The 20,246-nt window shown below is 63.4% G+C and carries 14 protein-coding genes and 1 pseudogene; 14 read left to right on the top strand and 1 reads right to left on the bottom strand.

Annotation, left to right across the window (positions count from 1 at the left end; all coding sequences use genetic code 11):
- The first annotated feature begins 16 nt into the window (after nucleotides 1-16).
- Nucleotides 17-3,172 carry an efflux RND transporter permease subunit gene (locus OVA00_RS03175; protein WP_127890078.1) on the top strand — a complete coding sequence of 1,052 codons (3,156 nt, stop codon included), beginning with the start codon at nucleotides 17-19 and terminating at the stop codon, nucleotides 3,170-3,172.
- Between the two features lie 54 nt (nucleotides 3,173-3,226).
- Here OVA00_RS03175 and OVA00_RS03170 read toward each other — a convergent pair whose 3' ends face one another.
- Complete coding sequence (locus OVA00_RS03170; RefSeq protein ID WP_268087955.1) at nucleotides 3,227-4,024, bottom strand: C1 family peptidase; 798 nt, start codon at nucleotides 4,022-4,024, stop codon at nucleotides 3,227-3,229.
- Nucleotides 4,025-4,370: 346 nt separating this feature from the next.
- On the opposite strand from OVA00_RS03170, the gene OVA00_RS03165 reads away from it, so the two are divergent.
- From OVA00_RS03165 to OVA00_RS03105, 13 genes and pseudogenes are all read left to right on the top strand, one after another.
- A complete protein-coding gene (locus OVA00_RS03165) occupies nucleotides 4,371-5,300 on the top strand; it encodes a sugar ABC transporter substrate-binding protein (protein ID WP_113080229.1) in 930 nt (309 codons plus the stop codon).
- Between the two features lie 165 nt (nucleotides 5,301-5,465).
- Entirely contained in the window at nucleotides 5,466-6,287 is an 822-nt protein-coding gene (locus OVA00_RS03160; protein ID WP_326494118.1) for a DMT family transporter, read from the top strand.
- A gap of 282 nt (nucleotides 6,288-6,569) precedes the next feature.
- Nucleotides 6,570-8,183 carry an ABC transporter substrate-binding protein gene (locus OVA00_RS03155; protein ID WP_244496833.1) on the top strand — a complete coding sequence of 538 codons (1,614 nt, stop codon included), beginning with the start codon at nucleotides 6,570-6,572 and terminating at the stop codon, nucleotides 8,181-8,183.
- A gap of 19 nt (nucleotides 8,184-8,202) precedes the next feature.
- Complete coding sequence (locus OVA00_RS03150; protein ID WP_034789647.1) at nucleotides 8,203-9,186, top strand: ABC transporter permease; 984 nt, start codon at nucleotides 8,203-8,205, stop codon at nucleotides 9,184-9,186.
- Nucleotides 9,183-10,085: an ABC transporter permease gene (locus OVA00_RS03145; RefSeq protein WP_034789645.1), complete on the top strand. Its 903-nt coding sequence runs from the start codon at nucleotides 9,183-9,185 to the stop codon at nucleotides 10,083-10,085. Before OVA00_RS03150 ends, OVA00_RS03145 begins: the two co-directional genes overlap by 4 nt.
- On the top strand, nucleotides 10,082-10,897 hold the full coding sequence (locus tag OVA00_RS03140; RefSeq protein WP_060519302.1) for an ABC transporter ATP-binding protein: 816 nt from the start codon (nucleotides 10,082-10,084) through the stop codon (nucleotides 10,895-10,897). The genes OVA00_RS03145 and OVA00_RS03140 overlap by 4 nt, the downstream gene beginning before the upstream one ends.
- A gap of 23 nt (nucleotides 10,898-10,920) precedes the next feature.
- The gene (locus tag OVA00_RS03135; RefSeq protein ID WP_268087953.1) at nucleotides 10,921-11,835 is read left to right on the top strand and encodes an ABC transporter ATP-binding protein; all 915 of its coding nucleotides are present in this window, start codon (nucleotides 10,921-10,923) and stop codon (nucleotides 11,833-11,835) included.
- 87 nt (nucleotides 11,836-11,922) lie between these two features.
- A complete protein-coding gene (locus OVA00_RS03130; protein WP_268087952.1) occupies nucleotides 11,923-13,947 on the top strand; it encodes a beta-N-acetylhexosaminidase in 2,025 nt (674 codons plus the stop codon).
- Between the two features lie 256 nt (nucleotides 13,948-14,203).
- The gene (locus OVA00_RS03125; RefSeq protein WP_268087951.1) at nucleotides 14,204-15,082 is read left to right on the top strand and encodes a LysR substrate-binding domain-containing protein; all 879 of its coding nucleotides are present in this window, start codon (nucleotides 14,204-14,206) and stop codon (nucleotides 15,080-15,082) included.
- Between the two features lie 194 nt (nucleotides 15,083-15,276).
- A complete protein-coding gene (gene aldA, locus OVA00_RS03120) occupies nucleotides 15,277-16,701 on the top strand; it encodes an aldehyde dehydrogenase (RefSeq protein WP_268087950.1) in 1,425 nt (474 codons plus the stop codon).
- Between the two features lie 107 nt (nucleotides 16,702-16,808).
- Nucleotides 16,809-18,086, top strand: coding sequence for an MFS transporter (locus tag OVA00_RS03115; RefSeq protein ID WP_268087949.1), 1,278 nt, complete (start codon nucleotides 16,809-16,811; stop codon nucleotides 18,084-18,086).
- 5 nt (nucleotides 18,087-18,091) lie between these two features.
- A complete protein-coding gene (locus OVA00_RS03110) occupies nucleotides 18,092-19,309 on the top strand; it encodes a mandelate racemase/muconate lactonizing enzyme family protein (protein WP_034789633.1) in 1,218 nt (405 codons plus the stop codon).
- A 15-nt stretch (nucleotides 19,310-19,324) separates the two neighbouring features.
- Nucleotides 19,325-20,158: pseudogene (locus OVA00_RS03105) on the top strand (GMC family oxidoreductase); the annotation flags it as partial.
- Nucleotides 20,159-20,246: the final 88 nt, after the last annotated feature.

Below are 20,246 nucleotides of genomic sequence, written 5' to 3'. Positions count from 1 at the left end.
CCGCGGAACCGAGCCGATGACCACCTCCTCTTCCGACGAAAAACGGCCCTTCAACCTTTCGCGCTGGGCGATCGCGCACCCGAGCATGGCGCGCTTCCTGTTCGGCCTCATCATCCTTGCCGGCGTCTTCGGCCTGATGCGCATGGGGCAGAAGGAAGACCCGGACTTCACCTTCCGCGTGATGGTCGTGCAGGCCTTCTGGCCGGGGGCCTCGATCGAGGAGATGCAGGACCAGGTCGTCAACAAGATCGAGCGCAAGCTGCAGGAAACGCCGCATCTCGATTTCGTGCGCTCCTATACGCGTGCCGGCAGCGCGATCATCACGTTGCAGGTCGAAGGCGACACCAATGCCGAACAGGTGGCGGATGCCTTCTACCAGGTCCGCAAGAAGGTCGGTGACATCTCCAACGAACTGCCCGAAGGTTTGCTCGGTCCCTATTTCAACGACGAGTTCGGCGACACCTTCATCACACTGCATTCGCTGAGCGGCGAAGGCTACAGCTATCCGGAGCTGAAGAAGTTCGCGATCCAGGCGCGTGACATGCTTTTGACGACGCCCGGCGTCGAGAAGGCCGTCATCATCGGCGACCAGCCGGAGAAGATCTATATCGACGTCTCATCCAATGCGCTGGCCGAGCGCGGGCTGACGCTCAACGACCTGCGCAGCACGATTGCCGGCCAGAACAACATCGACCCGGCCGGCGCGGTCGATACCGGCACGCGCTCGGTGCGCATCTCGGTCGAAGGCAGTCTTGACAAGGTGGAGGACCTGAAGAACCTGAGGCTTCGCGCCGGCGGCCAGATCACCCGACTTGGCGATATCGCCACGGTCAGCTCCGGTCTCGAAGATCCCTATTCGCGCAAATTCCGTTTCAACGGTGAAGACAGCGTCCAGATCGGCGTCGTCATGGCCAAGGGCTTCAAGGTGACCGATGTCGGCAACGCGGTGGAGGCGACCTATCAGCACTTCGAAGCGTCGCTGCCCTATGGCGTCAAGGTCGACCAGGTCTCCAACCAGCCTGAAGTGGTCAAGGAAGCCGTCGGCGAATTCATGAAGGCGCTCGGCGAGGCGCTGGCGATCGTGCTCGTCGTGTCGTTCCTGTCGATCGGCTGGCGCTCGGGCCTGGTGATCGCGATCACCATTCCGCTGGTGCTGGCTGCAACCTTCGCCATCATGTACGAGCTCGGCATCGACCTGCAGCGCATCTCGCTCGGCGCACTGATCATTGCGCTCGGCCTTCTGGTCGACGACGCCATGATCGTGGTCGAGATGATGGAACGAAAGCTGGAAGAGGGCTTGGTGAAGGTCGAGGCTGCGAGCTTCGCCTATACCTCCACTGCCTTCCCGATGCTGACCGGAACGCTGATCACCACGGCCGGCTTCATTCCCGTCGGTTTTGCCGCTTCGACCGCCGGGGAGTATGTGCGCTCGCTGTTCTACGTGGTCGGCATCGCGCTCGTCGTCTCGTGGTTCGTTGCCGTCTATTTCACCCCCTGGCTCGGCAATATGCTCCTGAAGCAGCGCAGCCACGCCGGCAATCATCACGACGTCTTCGACACGCGTTTCTATCGTCGCCTGCGCACGACGGTCACCTGGGCCGTACGCCATCGCATCATCGTGCTGTCGACGACGCTCGCCCTCTTCTTCGTCAGCCTCTGGGCCTTCCAGTTCATTCCGAAGAACTTCTTCCCGCAGTCGTCGCGGCCGGAGATCCTCGTCGATCTCTGGCTGCCCGAGGGCACCAGCATCAAGGAAGTCGAGAAGCAGGCCAAGGCACTCGAAGCCCGCATGATGGACGACGAGGACAAGCGCTTCATCGCCACCTATATTGGCGAGGGCGCGCCGCGCTTCTTCCTGCCGCTCGACCAGCAGCTTCGCAATCCGAACTTTGCCCAGCTTCTCGTGATGGCCAAGGACGAGCCGGCGCGCGAACGGTTGATCGCCAAGATGCGCGGAATTCTAGCTGCCGACTTCCCCTCGATCCGCGCCAAGGTCGATCGCCTGTTCCTGGGCCCGCCAACCGGCTGGCCGGTGCAGATGCGCATCATGGGGCCGGATCGCGACGAAGTCAGGCGTATTGCCGATCGCGTCAAGGCGAAGTTCCACGAGAACCCGCTGCTCGGCGCCGTGCACGACGACTGGCTGGAGCCGGTGCCGGGCATGAAGCTGGTGATCGACCAGGACCGCGCCCGCGCGCTCGGGGTCACCTCGCAGCGCATTCGCCAGATACTGCAGGCAAGCGTCACGGGTGCGCCGCTCGACAATTTCCGCGATGGCGAGGAGACGGTGGCGATCGTTGCCCGCGAGCCCGCGGAAAGCCGCAAGCTGTTGAGTTCGGTCGACTCCATATACATCCCGACCGACTTCGGCGGCTTCGTACCGCTTTCGCAGGTTGCCAAGGTCGTGCCGGTGCTCGAGCAGGGCATCGAATGGCGCCGCGACCGCCTGCCGACGATCACCGTGCGCGGCACCCTGCCGGATGGTGTGCAGCCGAACGACGTGGCGATGAAGATGTTTGGCGAAATGCAGCCGCTGCGCGACAGCCTGCCCGCCGGCTACTCGATCGCCATCCAAGGGGGCGCGGAGGACTCTGCCGAAAGCCAGGCCTCGATCGCCGCCAAGGCGCCGATCATGCTCGGCGTCATCGTCATCCTGCTGATGATCCAGCTGCAGCATTTCGGCAAGGCGATGCTGGTTCTCGCGACCGGTCCGCTCGGCATCATTGGTGCGGCTGCTGCCCTTCTGATCAGCGGTGCGCCTTTCGGCTTCGTTGCGATCCTGGGCGTCATTGCGCTGCTCGGCATCATCATGCGCAACTCGATCATCCTCGTCGACCAGATCGACCAGGATATCGCCGCGGGCATGGACCGCGCCGAGGCAATCATCGGCTCCGCCGTCAGGCGTTTCCGGCCGATCACGCTTACCGCCTTGACGGCCGTGCTGGCGCTGATCCCGATCTCGCGCGGTGTCTTCTGGGGGCCGCTCGCCTACGCCATGATGGGTGGCATCCTGGTCGCGACCGTGCTGACCATCCTGGTTCTGCCGGCGGGCTATGCGCTCTTCTTCGGTCGCGAACCGAAGAAGAGCTCCGTCGAGCCTGAGACGCCGGCAAGCCTTGAGGCCGAGGACACGAAGACCGTAGCCTATCCCGCTGCCGTGGCGGCGGAGTAGGGCCACGGCTCCGTTCAGGGATGGTAGATCGGGCGGCGGGCAAGCCGCCCGACGTCAGCCGGTGATGTACATCGCCTGGCCCTGGGCGAGGCATTGGAACAGCTCGTAACCCATCCAGATGTAGCCGCGACGCCCGTTCCATTCGCAGCCCCAATTCTCACCGAAGCTGTTCTGGATGAGAATGGCCTGCTGCTCGTCGTCATAGCCGATGATCAACATGCAATGGCCGGTGTTCGGCAACTTTTCCAGAGGCCCTCTCAATGCGCCCGGCCCTTCATATTGCATGAAGGCCTTGTTCAGTGACGTGCCGTAGCAGAGCGCTCCGCCCGCGACGATGACGGCCTTGATCGCGTCGAGATCGCTGGTCTCGACCGTCGCCCAGCCGGGTATCTGGAAGCTGGCGTCGGGAAGGGCGCCGGGATCGTAGCGCGACCACAGCTCGGGACAATTCGGAAAATAGGGAGCCGTCTCCCAGTTCGGGGTGCCGCCCTGCTTGAGCAGATTGAGATAGGAGGCCAGCTGTGATCCCGCGCAACCCGTTTTCCCGTAGCTCTTCATCACTTCGATGTAGATATGGGCCGGACTTGCCTGCCGCACGGGTTGCAACGGCGCCTCGGCGGTCGAAACGGCCGCCCAATAGGTGGCAAGCCCGTAGGTCGTGGCCCATGCGGCGCAACTGCCGGGGCTGCCGACATGGCTCGGTGTGCCCTGCGCCTTGGGCGGCGGCAGGTAGAGCGCGTTCACGGTTGCCGCGCTCGGCAGTGATGCGGGTATCGGCGGCCGGAGCGTCGGGCCATCTTCCTTGATCGTGGGATCATAGCCGAAGTTGAGGATTGCTTCCTGTACGGTCATCGGGATCTCCTGCCGACAGCGAGGGTTGCGTGGGTTAAAGGCGTGATGTCACAGGCGTCGCGCGTCGCGCGCCGCCGGCGTTTCCGGTGAGACACAGCCGAAAGCGGCTCCCTCGTTTCCCGAAGGCGCAGTCGAAATCTCCCCGGATACGCGGTGCTCGTATCAAAATGATGCACTCATAGGTAGATATTATCAGGATTTTGCATGCCGAAAATCCCGAGTTTCGCGGGGTTTCGATCATTCGATCGCCGCACAAAATTGAAATGTATGTTTCATTATTGACTTTCGATGGATGATGTATTCCGTTTATGACTCGCAGGTCATCTGTTCCTTTGGGAGGTTTCGAATGAGGAAGTTGCTGTTTGCCGCCACGTCGGTTCTGCTGGCTGGTACCGCTCACGCCGAAAACATCGGCATCACCATTGCCCGTTCCGATAGCGCGTTCCTGACGATCCTGCGTCAGGGCATGGAAGACCGCGCCGCCAAGCTCGATGGCGTTTCGGTTCAGGTCGAGGACGCCCAGAACGATCCGAGCAAGCAGCTGGACCAGGTACAGAACTTCATATCCTCCGGCGTCGACGCGATCGTGGTGGTTGCCGTCGATGGCGACGGCACGCCGGCGCTGACGAAAATGGCGAGTGCCGCCGGTATTCCGATCGTCTACGCCAACCACCCGCCGGCCGATGCCGATGCGCTCCCGGCGACTGCCGCCTTCGTCGGTTCGAACGAGATCGATTCCGGCACGCTGGAAACGAAGGAAGTGTGCCGGCTGCTTGGCGGCAAGGGTTCCGTTTATGTGCTGATGGGACCGCTCAACAATCATTCGTCGCTGACCCGGACGAAGGATGTTCACGACGTCATCGCCACCGATGACTGCAAGGGCATGAGCGTGATCGAGGAACAGAGCGCCAACTGGGATCGCCTCGAGGCGAGCAACATCATGACCAACTGGCTCTCGACAGGACGGGAATTCGATGCCGTCATCGCCAACAATGATGAGATGGCGATCGGCGCGATCCAGGCGATGAAAGCGGCGGGCACCGACATGTCGAAGGTGGTGGTCGGTGGCATCGATGCGACGCCGGACGGGCTTGCCGCCATGGCCGCAGGCGATCTCGACGTCACCGTCTTCCAGAACGCAATCGCGCAGGGCGCGACCGCGATGGATGCCGCCGTCGCCCTGGCGCGCGAGGAAAAGACCGAACGGCAGATCTGGGTTCCGTTCGAACTGGTGACACCTGAGAACATGAAGGACTACGCCAAGGCGAACCAGTAGACGGCCGTTCTTGTCACAATCCGAACAATCACTGGTAGATCTCGGTTTTAACCGATAGAGAAGCCGGCAGGCCGGTCGCTACGGCCTTTCGGCTTCTCTGGTGTCCAACAGATGACCCCTGATCGTTCCGCCCAGCCCCTTTCCCAGCCGTTTGCCGATCTGTAGATCGCGATCGCGGCCTTTGTGGCGGGCGCCGGATGGCTGTTTTCGATCCACGCTCTTGCCGAGTTTCCGCCGCTGCTCTTCCTCGGCAGCCGTTTTGTCATCGCCGGTCTGCTGATCGGTCTCTTGGCGAGGTTCGCATCCTTTGCCGAACTCGGCAGGGCGGTGCGCCTGCTGCTTCCCGCCGCGCTCGCCCTTGCGGTCGCCATGATGGCCTGGATTTTCGGCCTGAAACAGACGACGAACCCGGGCGTTGCGGCCTTCATCACCTCGACCGGCAACCTGCTGGTGCCGGTTTTCGGTCTGCTGTTCTTCGGCTGGCCGGTCGGGCGAGCGCTCTGGATCTCGATCTCCGTCGCACTTGCCGGGATGGGCTTGCTGTTTCTTGGCCCCGGCGCTCGCGTCGAGGTGGTCTCGGCCCTACTTTGGGCGGCGAGCATTGCGTTGGTCAAACGCAATTCCACCGAAATAGGCGCGGTGGCCACAGCCGCGATCCAGCTGGTGGTCGCAGGAGTGGTCATCCTCGCGGTCTCGCTGCCTGTCGAACAGATGCCCGCGGCAGTCCCTTCGATCGCGATCTGGGGCTGGTTTCTGGCAAGCATCCTGATCTCGACCTGCCTGCGCTTCGTCCTGCAGTTTCGCGGCCAGCAGATGATCTTTGCGGCGCGGGCATCGGTAATCATGTGCTGCGAACCGGTATGGGTTCTCGTCTTCGCGCTGGCGTTTCTGGGGTCACCCTTGAGCCTTTCCCAGATCCTGGGCTGCGCGGTGATTCTGCTCGCGATGCTTGGCCAAGTCGTTTTCCGACCAAATTCCGCCGCCTGAAAGAGCCGCCAAATCGCAAGATTTCGGAAGTGGTATTCTCGTTCGAAATACCACTTGGCGGTTCGGACCATAACTTTAGTCTCGGCGAAAATACCCCGATTGACAGCGCGACTTTGACGGACTTATCGTTAAGTCAAATTACTTGACTTAATAGTTCGATCAACGAAACCTGAGGGGGAATTCGTCATGACGGCAGTCGAGGAAATGCGGCCTTTGCGCAACGCGCCGGGGGTCGGGAGGAGCGGTACGACACGGCGTTTTGTTGGCGTCGCGACCGTGCTGATGATGATCGGCGCCGCTGAGGCCCGCGCCGAATCCGTGCTCACCATGCACATCGAGGAGCAGACGAGCTGGGTGCAGAATTTCAACCCGTTCGACCTCGGCGGTCGGCGGCAGAGCACCATGGATTTCGTCTACGAGCCGCTGGTGATCTTCAATGATTACGACGGCGGCAAGCCGGTCTTTCGGCTTGCGACTGCCTACAAATTTGCCGACGACCTGAAGTCGATCACCTATACATTGCGCGACGGCGTGAAATGGTCGGACGGCAAGCCGCTGACCTCGGCAGATATGAAATTCACGCTCGAGCTGATGCTGAAGAACCCGGCGGTCGATACCGTCGGCGTTGGCGAAACCGTCGCTTCGGTGGAGGCACCGTCGCCGACCGAGGTGAAGATCAACCTCAAGGATGTCGACACGCATTTTCCGGAGTCGCTTGCCGATTTCCCGGTGGTGCCCGAGCACATCTGGAAGGACGTGAAGGATCCGCTGGCCTTCAAGAACGAGACGCCCGTCGGCTCCGGCCCGATGACCGAGATCCGCCGCTTCACGCCCCAGGTCTACGAGCAGTGCCGCAACCCCAACTATTGGGACGCGGCGACGCTGAAGGTCGATTGCCTGAAGCTGCCGCAGATTTCCGGCAACGACCAGATGCTGGCGCTCCTGCCGGAGGGCTCGATCGACTGGTTCGGCTCGTTCCTGCCGCAGATCGACAAGACCTATGTCGGCCTCGACCCTGACCATAATGGCTACTGGCAGCCTCCGGCCGAAACCGTTTCGTTCCAGATGAACTTCAAGTCGTCGAATCCGGGCAACGCCGAGGCCTTCAACGATATGACGTTCCGGCGCGCCTTCAGCCTTTCCATGGATCGCACCGCGATGGTCGATATCGCCGGTTTCGGCTATCCCGTCGTCAACACCCATGCGAGCGGTCTGCCGCCGCGCTTCGACAGCTGGCGCAACAAGGCCGCCGAGGGTGCTCAGGACGAGTGGCTCGCCTATGACATCGACAAGGCCAACAAGCTGCTTGACGATGCCGGCTACAAGAAGGACGGCGAGGGCTTCCGCACCACGCCGAGCGGCAAACCGATCGCCTTTCCGATCATCGTGCCGAACGGCTGGACCGACTGGATCGACGCGGTGCAGATCGCGGCCGAAGGCTTGCGCAAGATTGGCATCAACGCCTCTGTCGCAACGCCCGAATACGAGCAGTGGCAGAAACAGATCCTCGACGGCAGCTTCGAGGCGGTGATGAATTCGCGTGCCGACGGCCCGACGCCTTTCCGCGGCTACTTCCAGTCGCTGTCGACCGGCTTCGGTGGGCGTATCACCAGCGCGCCGTCACGCTATTCCAACCCCGAACTCGACAAGGTCTTCGATGATTACCGCCGGGCGGCGACGGACGACGACCGCAAGAAGCTGTTCGATCAGGTGCAGGTGATCGTCGCCGACAACCTGCCCGTCGTTCCCGTCTTCAACGGTCCGACCTGGTATCAGTTCTCGACCAAGCGCTTTACCGGCTGGGTGACGAAGGACGAGCCTGTCATGAACCCCGAGGATCACGACAACAACCGGATGCGGCTGGTGCATCTGCTCCGCCTGAAGCCCGTACAATAAGTGGCAGCGGGTTCCAGCGATGCGACTTTCCCGTCGACGGCTTACCGTCTACTGCGTGGCGTTCCTCTTCGCGATCGTCATGAACTTCGCGGTTCCCCGGCTGATGCCGGGGTCCCCCGTCGACAGCATGATCGCCCAACTCGGACCGCGGGCAACGCCCGCGGCCATCGAGGCGATCAAGGCGCGTTTCGGTGCGATCGAGCAACCGATCTGGCAGCAGTTCGTCGACTATGTCGTCGGGCTCGCCCATTTCGATCTCGGCGTCTCGGTCAAGTATTATCCGCAGACGGTGCTTGAAGTTCTCGGCCGCTCGGCCGGGTGGACGGCGTTTCTCGTGGTCACCGCCATAACCTTCTCTCTTTGCATCGGTGTGCTGCTCGGCGCCGTCGCCGCCTGGCGCCGTGGCGGGCGTTTCGACAGTTTCGTCTCGCCGTTCTCGGTGGTGCTGATTGCCGTTCCGCCCGTCATCATCGCGCTTGCGACGCTTTTCACTTTCGGCGTGACGCTCCGGCTGCTGCCGGTCGGCTACGCCTATGATCCGAGCCTCGACCCGGGGCTCAACTTCACCTTCTTCGGCAGCGTCTTCCTGCATGCGATCATGCCGGTGCTGACGCTCTCGCCCTATCTGATTGGCGAGTTTCAGACGACGATGCGCTCCAGCATGATCTCGGTGCTCGGTGAGGACTACGTCACCATGGGGCGAGCCAAGGGCCTCTCGGAAGCAGCCGTCATGTTCGGCTACGCGGCGCGCAACGCCATGCTGCCGGTGCTCACCAACCTGGCGCTGATGCTGGGGGCGGTCTTTGGCGGCTCGATCGTGACCGAGATCGTCTTCAACTATCCGGGTCTCGGACTGACGCTCTATACGGCAAGCGTTGCCCGCGACTATCCCGTGATCCAGGGGCAACTGCTGCTGATGACGATCGCCACGCTCGGCGCCAATCTTCTGGTCGACATCATCTATGGCGTGGTCGATCCGCGCATAAGGGAGGGCAGGGCATGAATGCGGGCGTCTCCTTGTTCTGGCGGCAGAAGAAAGCCGTCGCCGGCCTTGTCATCATTCTCACGCTCTGCCTGATGGCGCTGTTCGCGCCGGTTCTAGCACCGGGTGATCCGAGCGAGCGTGTCGGTCGTTCGCATCAGCCACCAACCGTCGAGCATGTCTTCGGCACCACGAAGATGGGCCGCGACGTCTTCTCGCAATTCGTCTGGGGTGCCAGGCCGTCGCTTGCCGTCGGCTTTGCCACCGGCCTTGCGATTACCGCGCTCGGCACCATCGTCGGCCTCGTCGCCGGTTACTTCGGCGGCCGCACGGATGCGACGCTTGATCTCGCCACCAATGCCGTCCTTGTCATACCGAATATTCCGCTGCTGATCCTGCTTGCGTCTTTTGCCGGCACGGTCGGGCCGATGGCGATCATGGCGATCATCGCGCTCACCTCGTGGCCCTGGGGCGCGCGCATGACGCGGTCGCAGACCATGGCGCTCCGGCAGCGTGAATTCGTGGTGGCGGCGCGCATGGTCGGCGAGCCGCATTGGCGGGTGATCTTCGTCGAGATCCTGCCCAATCTGGTGCCGCTGATCGGCATCAACGTGGTCGGCAGCATCATCTATGCGATCGTCGCGCAGACGACGCTCGAATATCTCGGCTTCGGCGATCCGCTCCGGGTGACCTGGGGCACCATGCTCTACAATGCGCAAAACTCCTCGGCGATCATCGTCGGCGCGTGGTGGGACATCGCCGTTCCGGCCGCGGGCATCGCGCTCGTCGGTCTTGGTCTCGCGCTCATCAACTTCACCTTCGACGAGATCGCCAATCCGCAGCTTCGCTCCGGTCCGGCGCTCAGCCGCTGGCTGCGTCTCACGCGGCTGCGCCGTCGCGAACTGGAGGCGGCCCGATGAGCGATGCACTCCTGGAAATCCGCAACCTGAACGTCGATTACCTGCTTGACGACGGCGCTTTCCGCGCGGTTAACGATGTCTCCTTCGAGGTGCGCCGCGGCGAACTCTTCGGCCTTGCCGGCGAATCCGGCTGCGGCAAGAGCACGATCGCCTATGCGATCACGCGGCTGTCAAAACCGCCGGCCTGGGTCGCCGGCGGCGAGATCCTGCTCGATGGTCAAAACCTCCTGAAGATGCCGGAAGCGTCGCTTCAAAACGTCCGCTGGCGGCGGATCGGCATGGTGTTCCAGAGCGCAATGAACTCGCTCAACCCGCTGATGCGGGTTGAGGCGCAGTTTTTCGACGTCTTGCGCAAGCACACCGGCGCGACCAGGCCGCAGGCCCGTGCACGGGCCGAGGAGATGTTCCGGCTCGTTGGAATCCCGATCAACCGCCTCGACGACTATCCGCACCAGTTCAGCGGCGGCATGCGCCAGCGCATCGTTATCGCAATCTGCCTGGCGCTGAAGCCGGAACTGATCATCATGGACGAGCCGACGACGGCGCTCGACGTCGTCGTGCAGCGGGAAATCCTGGAGCAACTCGTCGACCTGCAGCGCAACCTCGGTTTTTCGGTGCTGTTCATCACCCACGACCTGCACCTGATGGCGCAGCTCTGCCATCGCATTGGTGTTATGCTCAAAGGGCAACTGGTCGAGGTCGGCGACACGCAGCAGATCAGCCGTGCGCCGGAACACGACTACACGCGGAAACTCTGGGGCGCGATCCCGCAACTGCCCTCATCCGTCCGCAGCCTGGGGGTCGTCGAATGAACGTGATGCCGCTAACGACGACCATGGCTGACGAAGACGACGCGATCGTGCGCCTCAAGGACATCAGGCGCAGCTTCGGTACCGTCGAGGCTTTGCGCGGCATTTCGCTTGCCTTAAAGCCCGGCCGGGCGCTGGCGCTCGTCGGCGAATCCGGTTGCGGCAAGACCACCTGCGCCCGCATCGTCGCGCGGCTCGATGCGCCGACATCGGGGACGATGGCGTTTCGCGGCGCCGACGTTACCCAGGCCGGAGGAAGGGCCGACGAAAAGATGCGTCGGCGGGCGATCCAGATGGTGTTTCAGGATCCCTTCGCCTCACTCAACCCGGTGTTCTCCGTCTACCATCACCTCGCGCGGCCACTGCTTTTGCATGGTCACGCCAAGAACGGGGGCGAGGCGAAAGCTGCCGTCGCGCGTCTGCTCGCCGATGTCGGTCTGGACGCCGATGTGACGGCACGAAAGTTTCCGCACGAACTGTCCGGTGGCCAGCGCCAGCGCGTCAACATTGCCCGGGCGCTTGCCGTCGGGCCGGATGTGCTCGTTGCCGACGAGCCGACATCGATGCTCGACGTGTCGATCCGCCTCGACATCCTGGAACTGCTCGCGCGCATCAAGCGCGAGCGGAACCTCGCCATGCTCTACATCACCCACGATATAGCCACGGCCGCCCACATCGCCGAGGAGGTCGTGGTGATGTTTGCCGGGCAGATGGTCGAGTGGGGCGAGACCAGCGCCGTCATCGGCAATCCCCGCCATCCCTATACGCAACTGCTTCTTTCCGCGGTCCCCGACCCCGATCGCCCCTTTGTGCCAGGGCAAAGCGCCCGCTTCCTTGCCCATGCCGACGACGTGCGGCGAAAGAGCCGTCCGGCCTCCGACAACGTGGAAGAAGTTACCGTGAATCACTTCGTCCGTGCCCTTGGCCAAATGCCGACGTGAGCTATGTGAACCGAGGACCCGCATTCCCCAAGAAACGCGCTGGCCCCCGGGGCGGCCGCAGAGACCAATCACTCATGGAGCCATTTGATGACGTTTGCCGCCAAATCTGACTATCTTCTGGAAACGCTCTGGGTGCCCGTCGGCACCGCCGACAGGTCGGTCTATGCGCTGACGCTCACCAACAATTCGGACCGGCCGATCAAGGGCTTTCGCCTCGGCGTCTCGGGCCCGGCGCGCATCGATCCTGCCGCTGAGGTCGAGGGCGGGCAGCTTCTGGTCCGGCTCTCCAACTATGCGGAATTCGCGCCGCCGGAAGGTTTTGAGCTGAAGCCCGGCGCGACCTGGACGCTCAAGGCTCACGGCATGAGCTTCGAGCCGCGCCACTGGACCGATGGCGCCAACGCCGCCTTCCTCGTCCTGTCCGATGGCACGAATGCGCCGGTTGCCGTGCTTGCCTCGCGGGCGCACGGTGACAATGCCGAGCTGAAGCGTGGCGCCGCCGTCTATCCTGTGCCGAAGGTGGCCCCGGTGCCAGTCTCGATCGTGCCGTGGCCGCAAGCGGTTGCGGTCTCCGGTCAGCTATTGGCGCCTCCGGGCCTCGATCTGAAGGCCGAAGGCAGTGAAGCGTCCGCCGCGGCGAAGGCGTTTGCCGATCTCACGGCCAGCCTGTTTCCGGTCGAGGGCATTGTCCGGCCGGCGGCGGAGGGCGGTTTCCCGGTCGAATTGTCAAAGGCGTCGCACCTTGGTCCGGAGGCCTACACGATCCGTTTCTCGCCTGCCGGCGTCGCCATTTCGGGCGGTAGCCAGACGGGTATTCTCTACGGCCTGATCACGCTCGGCCAGGTCCTGCGCGGGGCGCGGTCGCATCCGGGCACCTTCGTGTTTCCGACGGGCGGGGAGATCAAGGACGAGCCGGCGCTCGCCTGGCGCGGCACCCATCTCGACGTCGCCCGGCAGTTTTATAGCACCGCGGAGGTCGAGCGCTTCCTGCAACTGATGGCCTGGAACAAACTCAACCGTTTCCACTGGCACCTGACCGACGACGAGGCCTGGCGCGTGGAGATTGACGCCTATCCGGCGCTCACCGAAATCGGCGCCTGGCGCGGCCATGGCCGCAAGATCCCGCCGCTGCTCGGCTCGGGTCCTGAACCGACCGGCGGCTACTACACCAAGGCGGCGGTTCGTCAGGTCGTAGCGCTTGCCGCCAGCCTCGGCATCGAGGTGATGCCGGAAATCGACATCCCCGGCCATTCCTATGCGATGCTGCAGGCAATCCCAGAACTGCGCGATCCCGAGGAAAAGGGAAGCTATCATTCAGTCCAGGGTTTCCCGGACAACTGCCTGAACCCGGCGCGCGAAGAGACCTATCGCGTGCTGGAAGTCATCTTCGACGAGTTGATCGAACTCTTCCCGATGCGGGCGATTCATGTCGGCGCCGACGAGGTGCCGCTTGGTGCCTGGTCCGGCTCGCCGGAAGCGCTCACGCGGCTTCGTGCACTTGCCGGCGACGAGGTCGCCGAAACCCACGCCAAGCGCCTGAACGTCGTCACCAACACCCATGGCGCCGACGAGATCGACGGTTCGGGTGCGGCGGTGCTGCAGGGCGAGTTCCTGGCGCGCGTCCAGGCGTTCCTGGCGAGCCGAAATTGCGTTACCGGCGGTTGGCAGGAGGCGGCCCACGGCAACGTCATCGACAAGGCGAAGTCGTTGCTCTTCGGTTGGCGCACGGTCGAGGCGTCGGCCGCGCTTGCCGAGGAAGGTTACGACATCGTCGTCTGCCCGGGCCAAGTCTACTATCTCGACATGGCCAACAGCCCGGCTTGGTCGGAGCCCGGGGGCAGCTGGGCCGGCTGGTCAGACCCGGAAAAGCTCTACACCTTTGACCCGGTCGAAGGCTGGACCGACGCACAGAAAAAGCACCTGCTCGGCGTGCAGTGCTGCATCTGGTCCGAACCGATGACCGACCGCGCCGTCTTCGACCGGCTCGTCTTCCCGCGGCTTTCGGCGCTCGCCGAAACCGGATGGACGCGACCCGAACGTAAGTCCTTCAAGCGCTTCGAGGCGCTGGTCGGGCTGATGCCCGTGCTCTACGGCTTTTATGCTGCGGAGTAGGCGCGGTTAAGTTTCCAGTTTTCGTCTGGGCTTGGCCAGGCGATGGATTGGATAGGCAAACGGCGGCGAGAGCCGCCGTTCGTCGTTCGGAGCTAGCCAGGCGTGCGCTTCCGCTTTGCTGGATACGATTTGGATTTTCGTGCTTGTGCGCCGGAGCGTGACACGCAAAGGTGCGCATCGATCCCGCGACGACCCGCGGGATGCAGCGTTTCCTGAGGCCAAGTTATCGATGCGAAGACTTCCTGGATTGTCGGCGATGAAGGTCTTCGAAGTGGTCGGGCAGACCCGCAGCTTCACGCGGGCGGCCGAGCGGCTCAACCTCACGCAAAGTGCGGTCAGCCGCCAGGTTCGCAACCTCGAGGATGAGCTTGGCGAAGACCTGCTCATCCGTCGCCACCACCATCTCGAGCTGACGCCGGCCGGTGCCGAACTGCTGGCGACGATCCAGGAAGCGTTCCATAGCATCGAGGTTTCGCTGCGCAGCATCACCGAGAAGAGCAACCAGAACCGCTTGCGGATCAACGTTCCGCCGACCTTCGCCAAGCGCTGGCTGCTGCCGCGTCTGCCGCGGCTGCGCGTGGCCCTGCCCGACGTCGATATCAGCCTCAGCACCGAAGCCACGGACACGCTTGCCGAGCGCGGTCTTCTCGACTGCGCCATCCGCTTCGGCGATGGCGAGTGGCCGATGCTGGATGCCAGCATCCTGATGACGGAGCGGCATGTGGTCGTCTGTGCGCCATCACTGCTCGAAGGGGTGAAAGTCGAGGGTCCGACCGACCTTCAGCGCTTTACCTTCCTGCACGTGCTTGCCTCGCCCGACCGGCGCTATCTGACCTGGCGGCATTGGCTCGACGCGGCGGGGTTCCAGGATGTCGATACCCGCGGCGGGCTAGAGTTCGACCTGCTCGATCTTGCGATCGAAGCGACCTGTGCGGGCCTCGGCGTCACGGTCGCCGATCGTTCGATGGTTCGCAATCAGCTTGAGACCGGGCAGCTTGTGCAGCTTTTCGACGTCGAAGTCGAAGGGCATGAATCCTACTGGTTCGTCACGCGGCCCCAGGCCGGAAACGACCGCAAGGTCGACGCGTTTCGCGCCTGGCTGCTTACGGAAGTTTCGACCGACCGGGCTGCCTGAGCCAAGCATTCCATTTTGGAATGCTCTCGCTGAAAATTACTCGCTTGTGCCTCCGGCCCTATCGTCGCAACAGTTTCGTGACGGTCTCGGTCGGGAGAGAGACGGGCCGTCGCTCGTTGTGCTCTCTCCCGCGCAGTCCGCTTGTCCTGCGCGCCTTTGGCGCCCGGAGCCGCGGCCAACACATCCGAGATGCCATGAGCCACTATCGCAATTTTTCCGGCGGTCGTTTCATCGAAAGCACGTCTGCGGTGACGATCGACGTCCGTAATCCGGCGACCGGCCAGGTCTTCACATCGGTGCCGGCAGCAACGGATGAGGAGGCAACAGCGGCGGTCGAGGCAGCAATGAAGGCGCAGCGCGCCTGGGCGGCACTGCCGGCCATCCAGCGTGGCGATGCGCTGCGTCGACTGGCGACCGTGCTGGAAAACCGGGCTGAGACCATCGGCGCTGCCCTGGCGAAAGAGTCGGGCAAGAGCCTCGCCGACGCGACCGCGGAAGTCATCTATGGCGCCGAACTGATGCGCTACCACGCCGAATGGGCGCGCCGCATCGAGGGCGAAGTGATCGAGAGCGACAATCCCGGTGAAACGTTGCTCTTGAAGCGTGTTCCGATCGGCGTCGTTGCCGGGCTGATCCCATTCAACTATCCGATCTACACACTGGTGCGCAAAATCGCCCCGGCGCTGATTGCAGGAAACGCCGTTGTCGTACGGCCGAGCAACAACACGCCGACATCCGCCTTCGTTTTTGCCGAAGCGATCGTCGAGGCCGGCCTGCCGGAAGGTCTCGTCAACATCCTGACGATGTCGCATGACGTCGCGAAAACGCTCTGCACCCATCCCGGCGTCGGCATGATCACGCTGACCGGCAGCGTTTCGGCCGGCCGCATCGTGCTCGACTACTGCAAGGAAAACATCGCCAAGCCCTCTCTCGAACTCGGCGGCAAGACCCCCGTCATCGTCGAGCCGGATGCGGATCTCGATGCTGTGGCACAGGCGATCATCGCCTCCAAGACCGCCCATTGCGGCCAGGTCTGCACCAGTGCCGAGCGGCTCTATGTACACGAAAGCGTGCATGACACGCTGCTCGCCAAGCTGCGCGAAGGTTTCGCTGCCCGCGCCTTCGGCGACCGCGCCGAGGATGCGACCCGCATGGGCCCGCTCGCCAACGCCGCCGCGCAGAAACGCGTGCATGAAATGGTCGAGCAGGCGCGGGCGGAAGGCGGAACGGTCGAGACCGGCGGTTACCTGCCGGAAGGACCGGGCTACTTCTATCCGCCGACGCTGATTTCCGGCTGCCGCCAGGAGATGGAGATCGTGCGCGAGGAGGTCTTCGGGCCTGTTCTCGCGGTGATCCGCTACTCGACCTTCGAGGAAGCGCTGGCGCTGGCGAGCGACCATCAGTTCGGCCTGAGCTCGGTACTCTTCACCGAGAACTATCGCACCGTCATGCGGGCCAGCGACGCCATCGAGGCCGGCGAACTCTACGTCAACCGTTTCCCGGCGGATCCCTATCAGGGCTTCCACGCCGGCTGGAAACGCTCGGGCCTCGGCGGCGACGACGGCAAGCACGGGATGCTGGAATTCACCCAGACGCGCCTCGTCGTCCTGAAACACTGATCATTTGAAATGACGCAATTCCGGACGGGAACCGGAATTGTTCGGACATCAACATCAAGACCGGGCCGATGGCATGCTCCCGCCATCGGTCGGGGAGGAGACTACCCTTGAGCTCAATTTCCGAAACAGAAATCGCTGCGCCGTCCGTGTCGGCCCGCAGCCGTTACCTGCAACTGGCGCTGATCGTGATCGCCGCCGGCGCGATCTATCCGATCCTCTACCTGCGCCAGTCCTACCAGACGACGATGCTGGAGGTACTTAAGCTCACCAACACCGAGCTTGGCGTTCTCTATTCCATTCTCGGCACCAGCTTCCTGGTCGGCTACCTGCCGAGCGGCTGGCTCGCCGACCGCGTCCAGCCGCGCATCCTGATCCTCGTTTCCATGGTCGGCACGGGACTGCTCGGCCTCTGGTATGCGACGCTGCCCGGCTACTCATCGCTTCTCGTCATCTATTGCGGCTTCGGCGTCACGACGGGCCTGACGTTCTGGGCCGCCACGCTGAAGCAGGTGAACCTGATCGCCGGCGCCAATGAGCAGGGACGCTTCTTCGGCATTCTCGACGGCGGCCGTGGCCTGGTCGAGGCGCTGCTTGCCAGCGTCGCCATCGCGCTCTTCGTCTTCACGACGGAAACGCGCGGTGCCGGGCTTGCCATGGGTTTCCGTGATGTCGTGCTGCTCTATGCCGTTTTCTGCATCGTCGTCGGCATCGCCTATTTCGCCGTGTCGCAGCCCGTCGCTGTCGAGAAAGGCGCGCGCAAGCGCGAAGGCAACCTGCTTGCCGACATCAAGACGCTGCTCCGTATCCCCGAGGTCTGGCTCGTCGCCGCCATCATCTTCTGCGGCTATCACGTGTTCCTCGCGACCTACAGCTTCTCGGCCTATCTGCAGGAAGGCGGCTTCGGCATTTCCGCCGCCATGGCCGGCGTGATCGTCACGATCAAGCTGTGGCTGCGCCCGGTCGGCGGTATCGGCGGCGGCCTGCTCGGCGACCGCTACGGCAAGACCGCGATCCTGCTCCTGAGTTTCATCGTGGCAGCCGCCAGCCTCGTGGCGATGATCGCCCTGCCGGGCATCGGCTCCACGGTCCTCTTCGTCGGACTGGTGCTGCTCGTCGGCCTCATCACCTATACGATCCGTGGCCTCTACTGGGCGATCCTCGACGATTGCCACGTGCCGGCCAACATCACCGGCCTTGCGATCGGCATCATCTCGCTCGTCGGCTACGCGCCCGACACCTACCTGCCGCTCGTCAACGGATACCTCTCAGACCGTTATCCGGGCATCGCCGGCTACCAGTTCTATTTCGGCTACATCGCCGCCATCTGCGTCCTCGGCGCCATCGCCACCCTGGTGCTGATGGCCCGCCTCAAGAAAAAGGGATGACACAAATGAAGATCGCGTCTCTCAAGACCTATGCCGTCGCCGTCCCGCCGCCGCATGTGGGCGGAATGTACTGGATCTTCGTGCGCCTCACGACCGCCTGCGGCATCGAGGGCATCGGCGAGATCTACGCGACCTCGTTCCATCCAAAGGCGCTGACGCCGCTGATCGAAGACGTCTTCGAGCGGCATCTGCTCGGCCATGATCCGCACCAGATCGAGCGCTTCTGGCGCTCGGCCTATTCGAGCGGCTTCACCCAGCGCCCCGACCCGACGATGATGGGCATCGTCTCGGGTCTCGAAATCGCCTGCTGGGATATCATCGGCAAGGCCGCCGGCCGGCCCGTCGCGGACCTGCTCGGCGGCACCGTGCACGAGAAGCTCCGCGCCTACACCTATCTCTACCCGAAGAACGCGGCTGGAGAGTTCGACTTCAACGATCCGGATCTCGCCGCCGGATGCGCCGTCGAAATGGTCGAGATGGGCTTCACCGCCGTCAAGTTCGACCCGGCCGGTCCCTACACCAACTATTCCGGCCACCAGCTTTCGCTCGGCGTGATGGACCGCTCGGAGGAATTCTGCCGCAAGATCCGTGACGCCGTTGGAAGCAGCGCCGATCTGCTCTTCGGCACGCACGGCCAGATGGTGCCGTCCTCGGCGATCCGGCTGGCGCGGCGTCTCGAAAAATACGACCCGCTCTGGTTCGAAGAACCGGTTCCTCCCGGACAGGAAGCGGCGATGGCAGAGGTGGCGCGCGCGACCTCGATCCCGATTTCGACCGGCGAGCGCCTGACGACCAAGTACGAGTTCCAGCGCGTCCTCGAACTGAAGGCTGCCTCGATCCTGCAGATGAACGTCGCACGCGTCGGAGGGCTTCTCGAAGCGAAGAAGATCGCCGGCATGGCAGAAGCCTATTACGCCCAGATCGCCCCGCATCTCTATAACGGCCCGGTCGGGGCTGCGGCCAGTATCCAGCTGTCAGCTGCGTCGCCGAACTTCCTCATCCATGAGGCGATCCTCGATTTCAGCGGATTTCATGCGGATGTGCTGAAGACCAAGCTCGCCGTCGAGGATGGCTACATCATCCCGTCGCGCGAGCCTGGCCTTGGCATCGAGCTCAACATGGACGTCGTCGAAAAGCACACGCCGTACACCGGCGAGCGCCTGCACCTGCAGATGGACAGCCGGCCGGCGGACGTGAAGGCCTTCGCGCCGGCACGCGGATAACTCCGACTATAGGACATGCAGATGATCTACGACTACATCATCGTCGGCGCCGGGTCGGCCGGCTGCATTCTTGCGAGCCGGCTCAGCGAAAATGGTCGCCACAGGGTGCTTTTGATCGAGGCTGGCGGCAACGACAATTCCTTCTGGTTCAAGATCCCGGTCGGCTACGCCCGCAGCTACTACAATCCCCAGGTCAACTGGATGTATTCGAGCGAGCCGGAGGCCGAGCTTCAGGATCGCAGCATCTACGTGCCGCGTGGCAAGGTCCAGGGCGGATCCGGCTCGATCAATGCGATGATCTATGTGCGCGGCGCGCGCGACGACTTCGACGACTGGAAAAACGCCGGCAATACGGGCTGGGGCTATGACGATGTCCTGCCCTATTTCCGCCGGCTCGAAACCCATGCGCGCGGATCGTCCGAATGGCACGGCGGCGAAGGCCCGATCCACATCACCCCGATGCGCGGCATGACGCACCCGATCACCGACGCTTTCCTCGAAAGCTGCGGATCGTTGCAGCTGCCGCTGAACGAGGATTTCAACGGCGCCTCGATCGAGGGCGCCGGCGTCTACGACGTCAACACCAACAACGGCCGCCGCTCGCATTCGAGCGCGGAGTATCTGAGGCCCGCCCTCAAGCGTCCCAATCTCACGATCGAACGCTACGCGCAGGCAGAAAAGCTGGTCTTCGGCGAAGACGGACGCGTGACCGGTGTCGATGTCATCCAGAATGGGACGCGGCGCCGCTTCACGGCGGGGCGCGAGGTCATCCTGGCCGCCGGTGCGGTCGGTAGCCCGCAGCTGCTGCAGGTCTCGGGCATTGGCGACGGCAAGGCGCTGTCGTTGCTCGGGGTCGAAACGCGCCGGCATCTGCCGTCGGTCGGCCTGAACCTGCAGGATCATCTCTGCGCCAGCTTCTATTATCGCGCGACGATCC

Source organism: Ensifer sp. SL37 (assembly GCF_026672675.1).
Taxonomy (GTDB): Bacteria; Pseudomonadota; Alphaproteobacteria; order Rhizobiales; family Rhizobiaceae; genus Ensifer; species Ensifer adhaerens.
The sequence above is the reverse complement of the archived record's forward strand: the minus strand, read 5'-3'. Positions and strand labels throughout refer to the sequence as shown.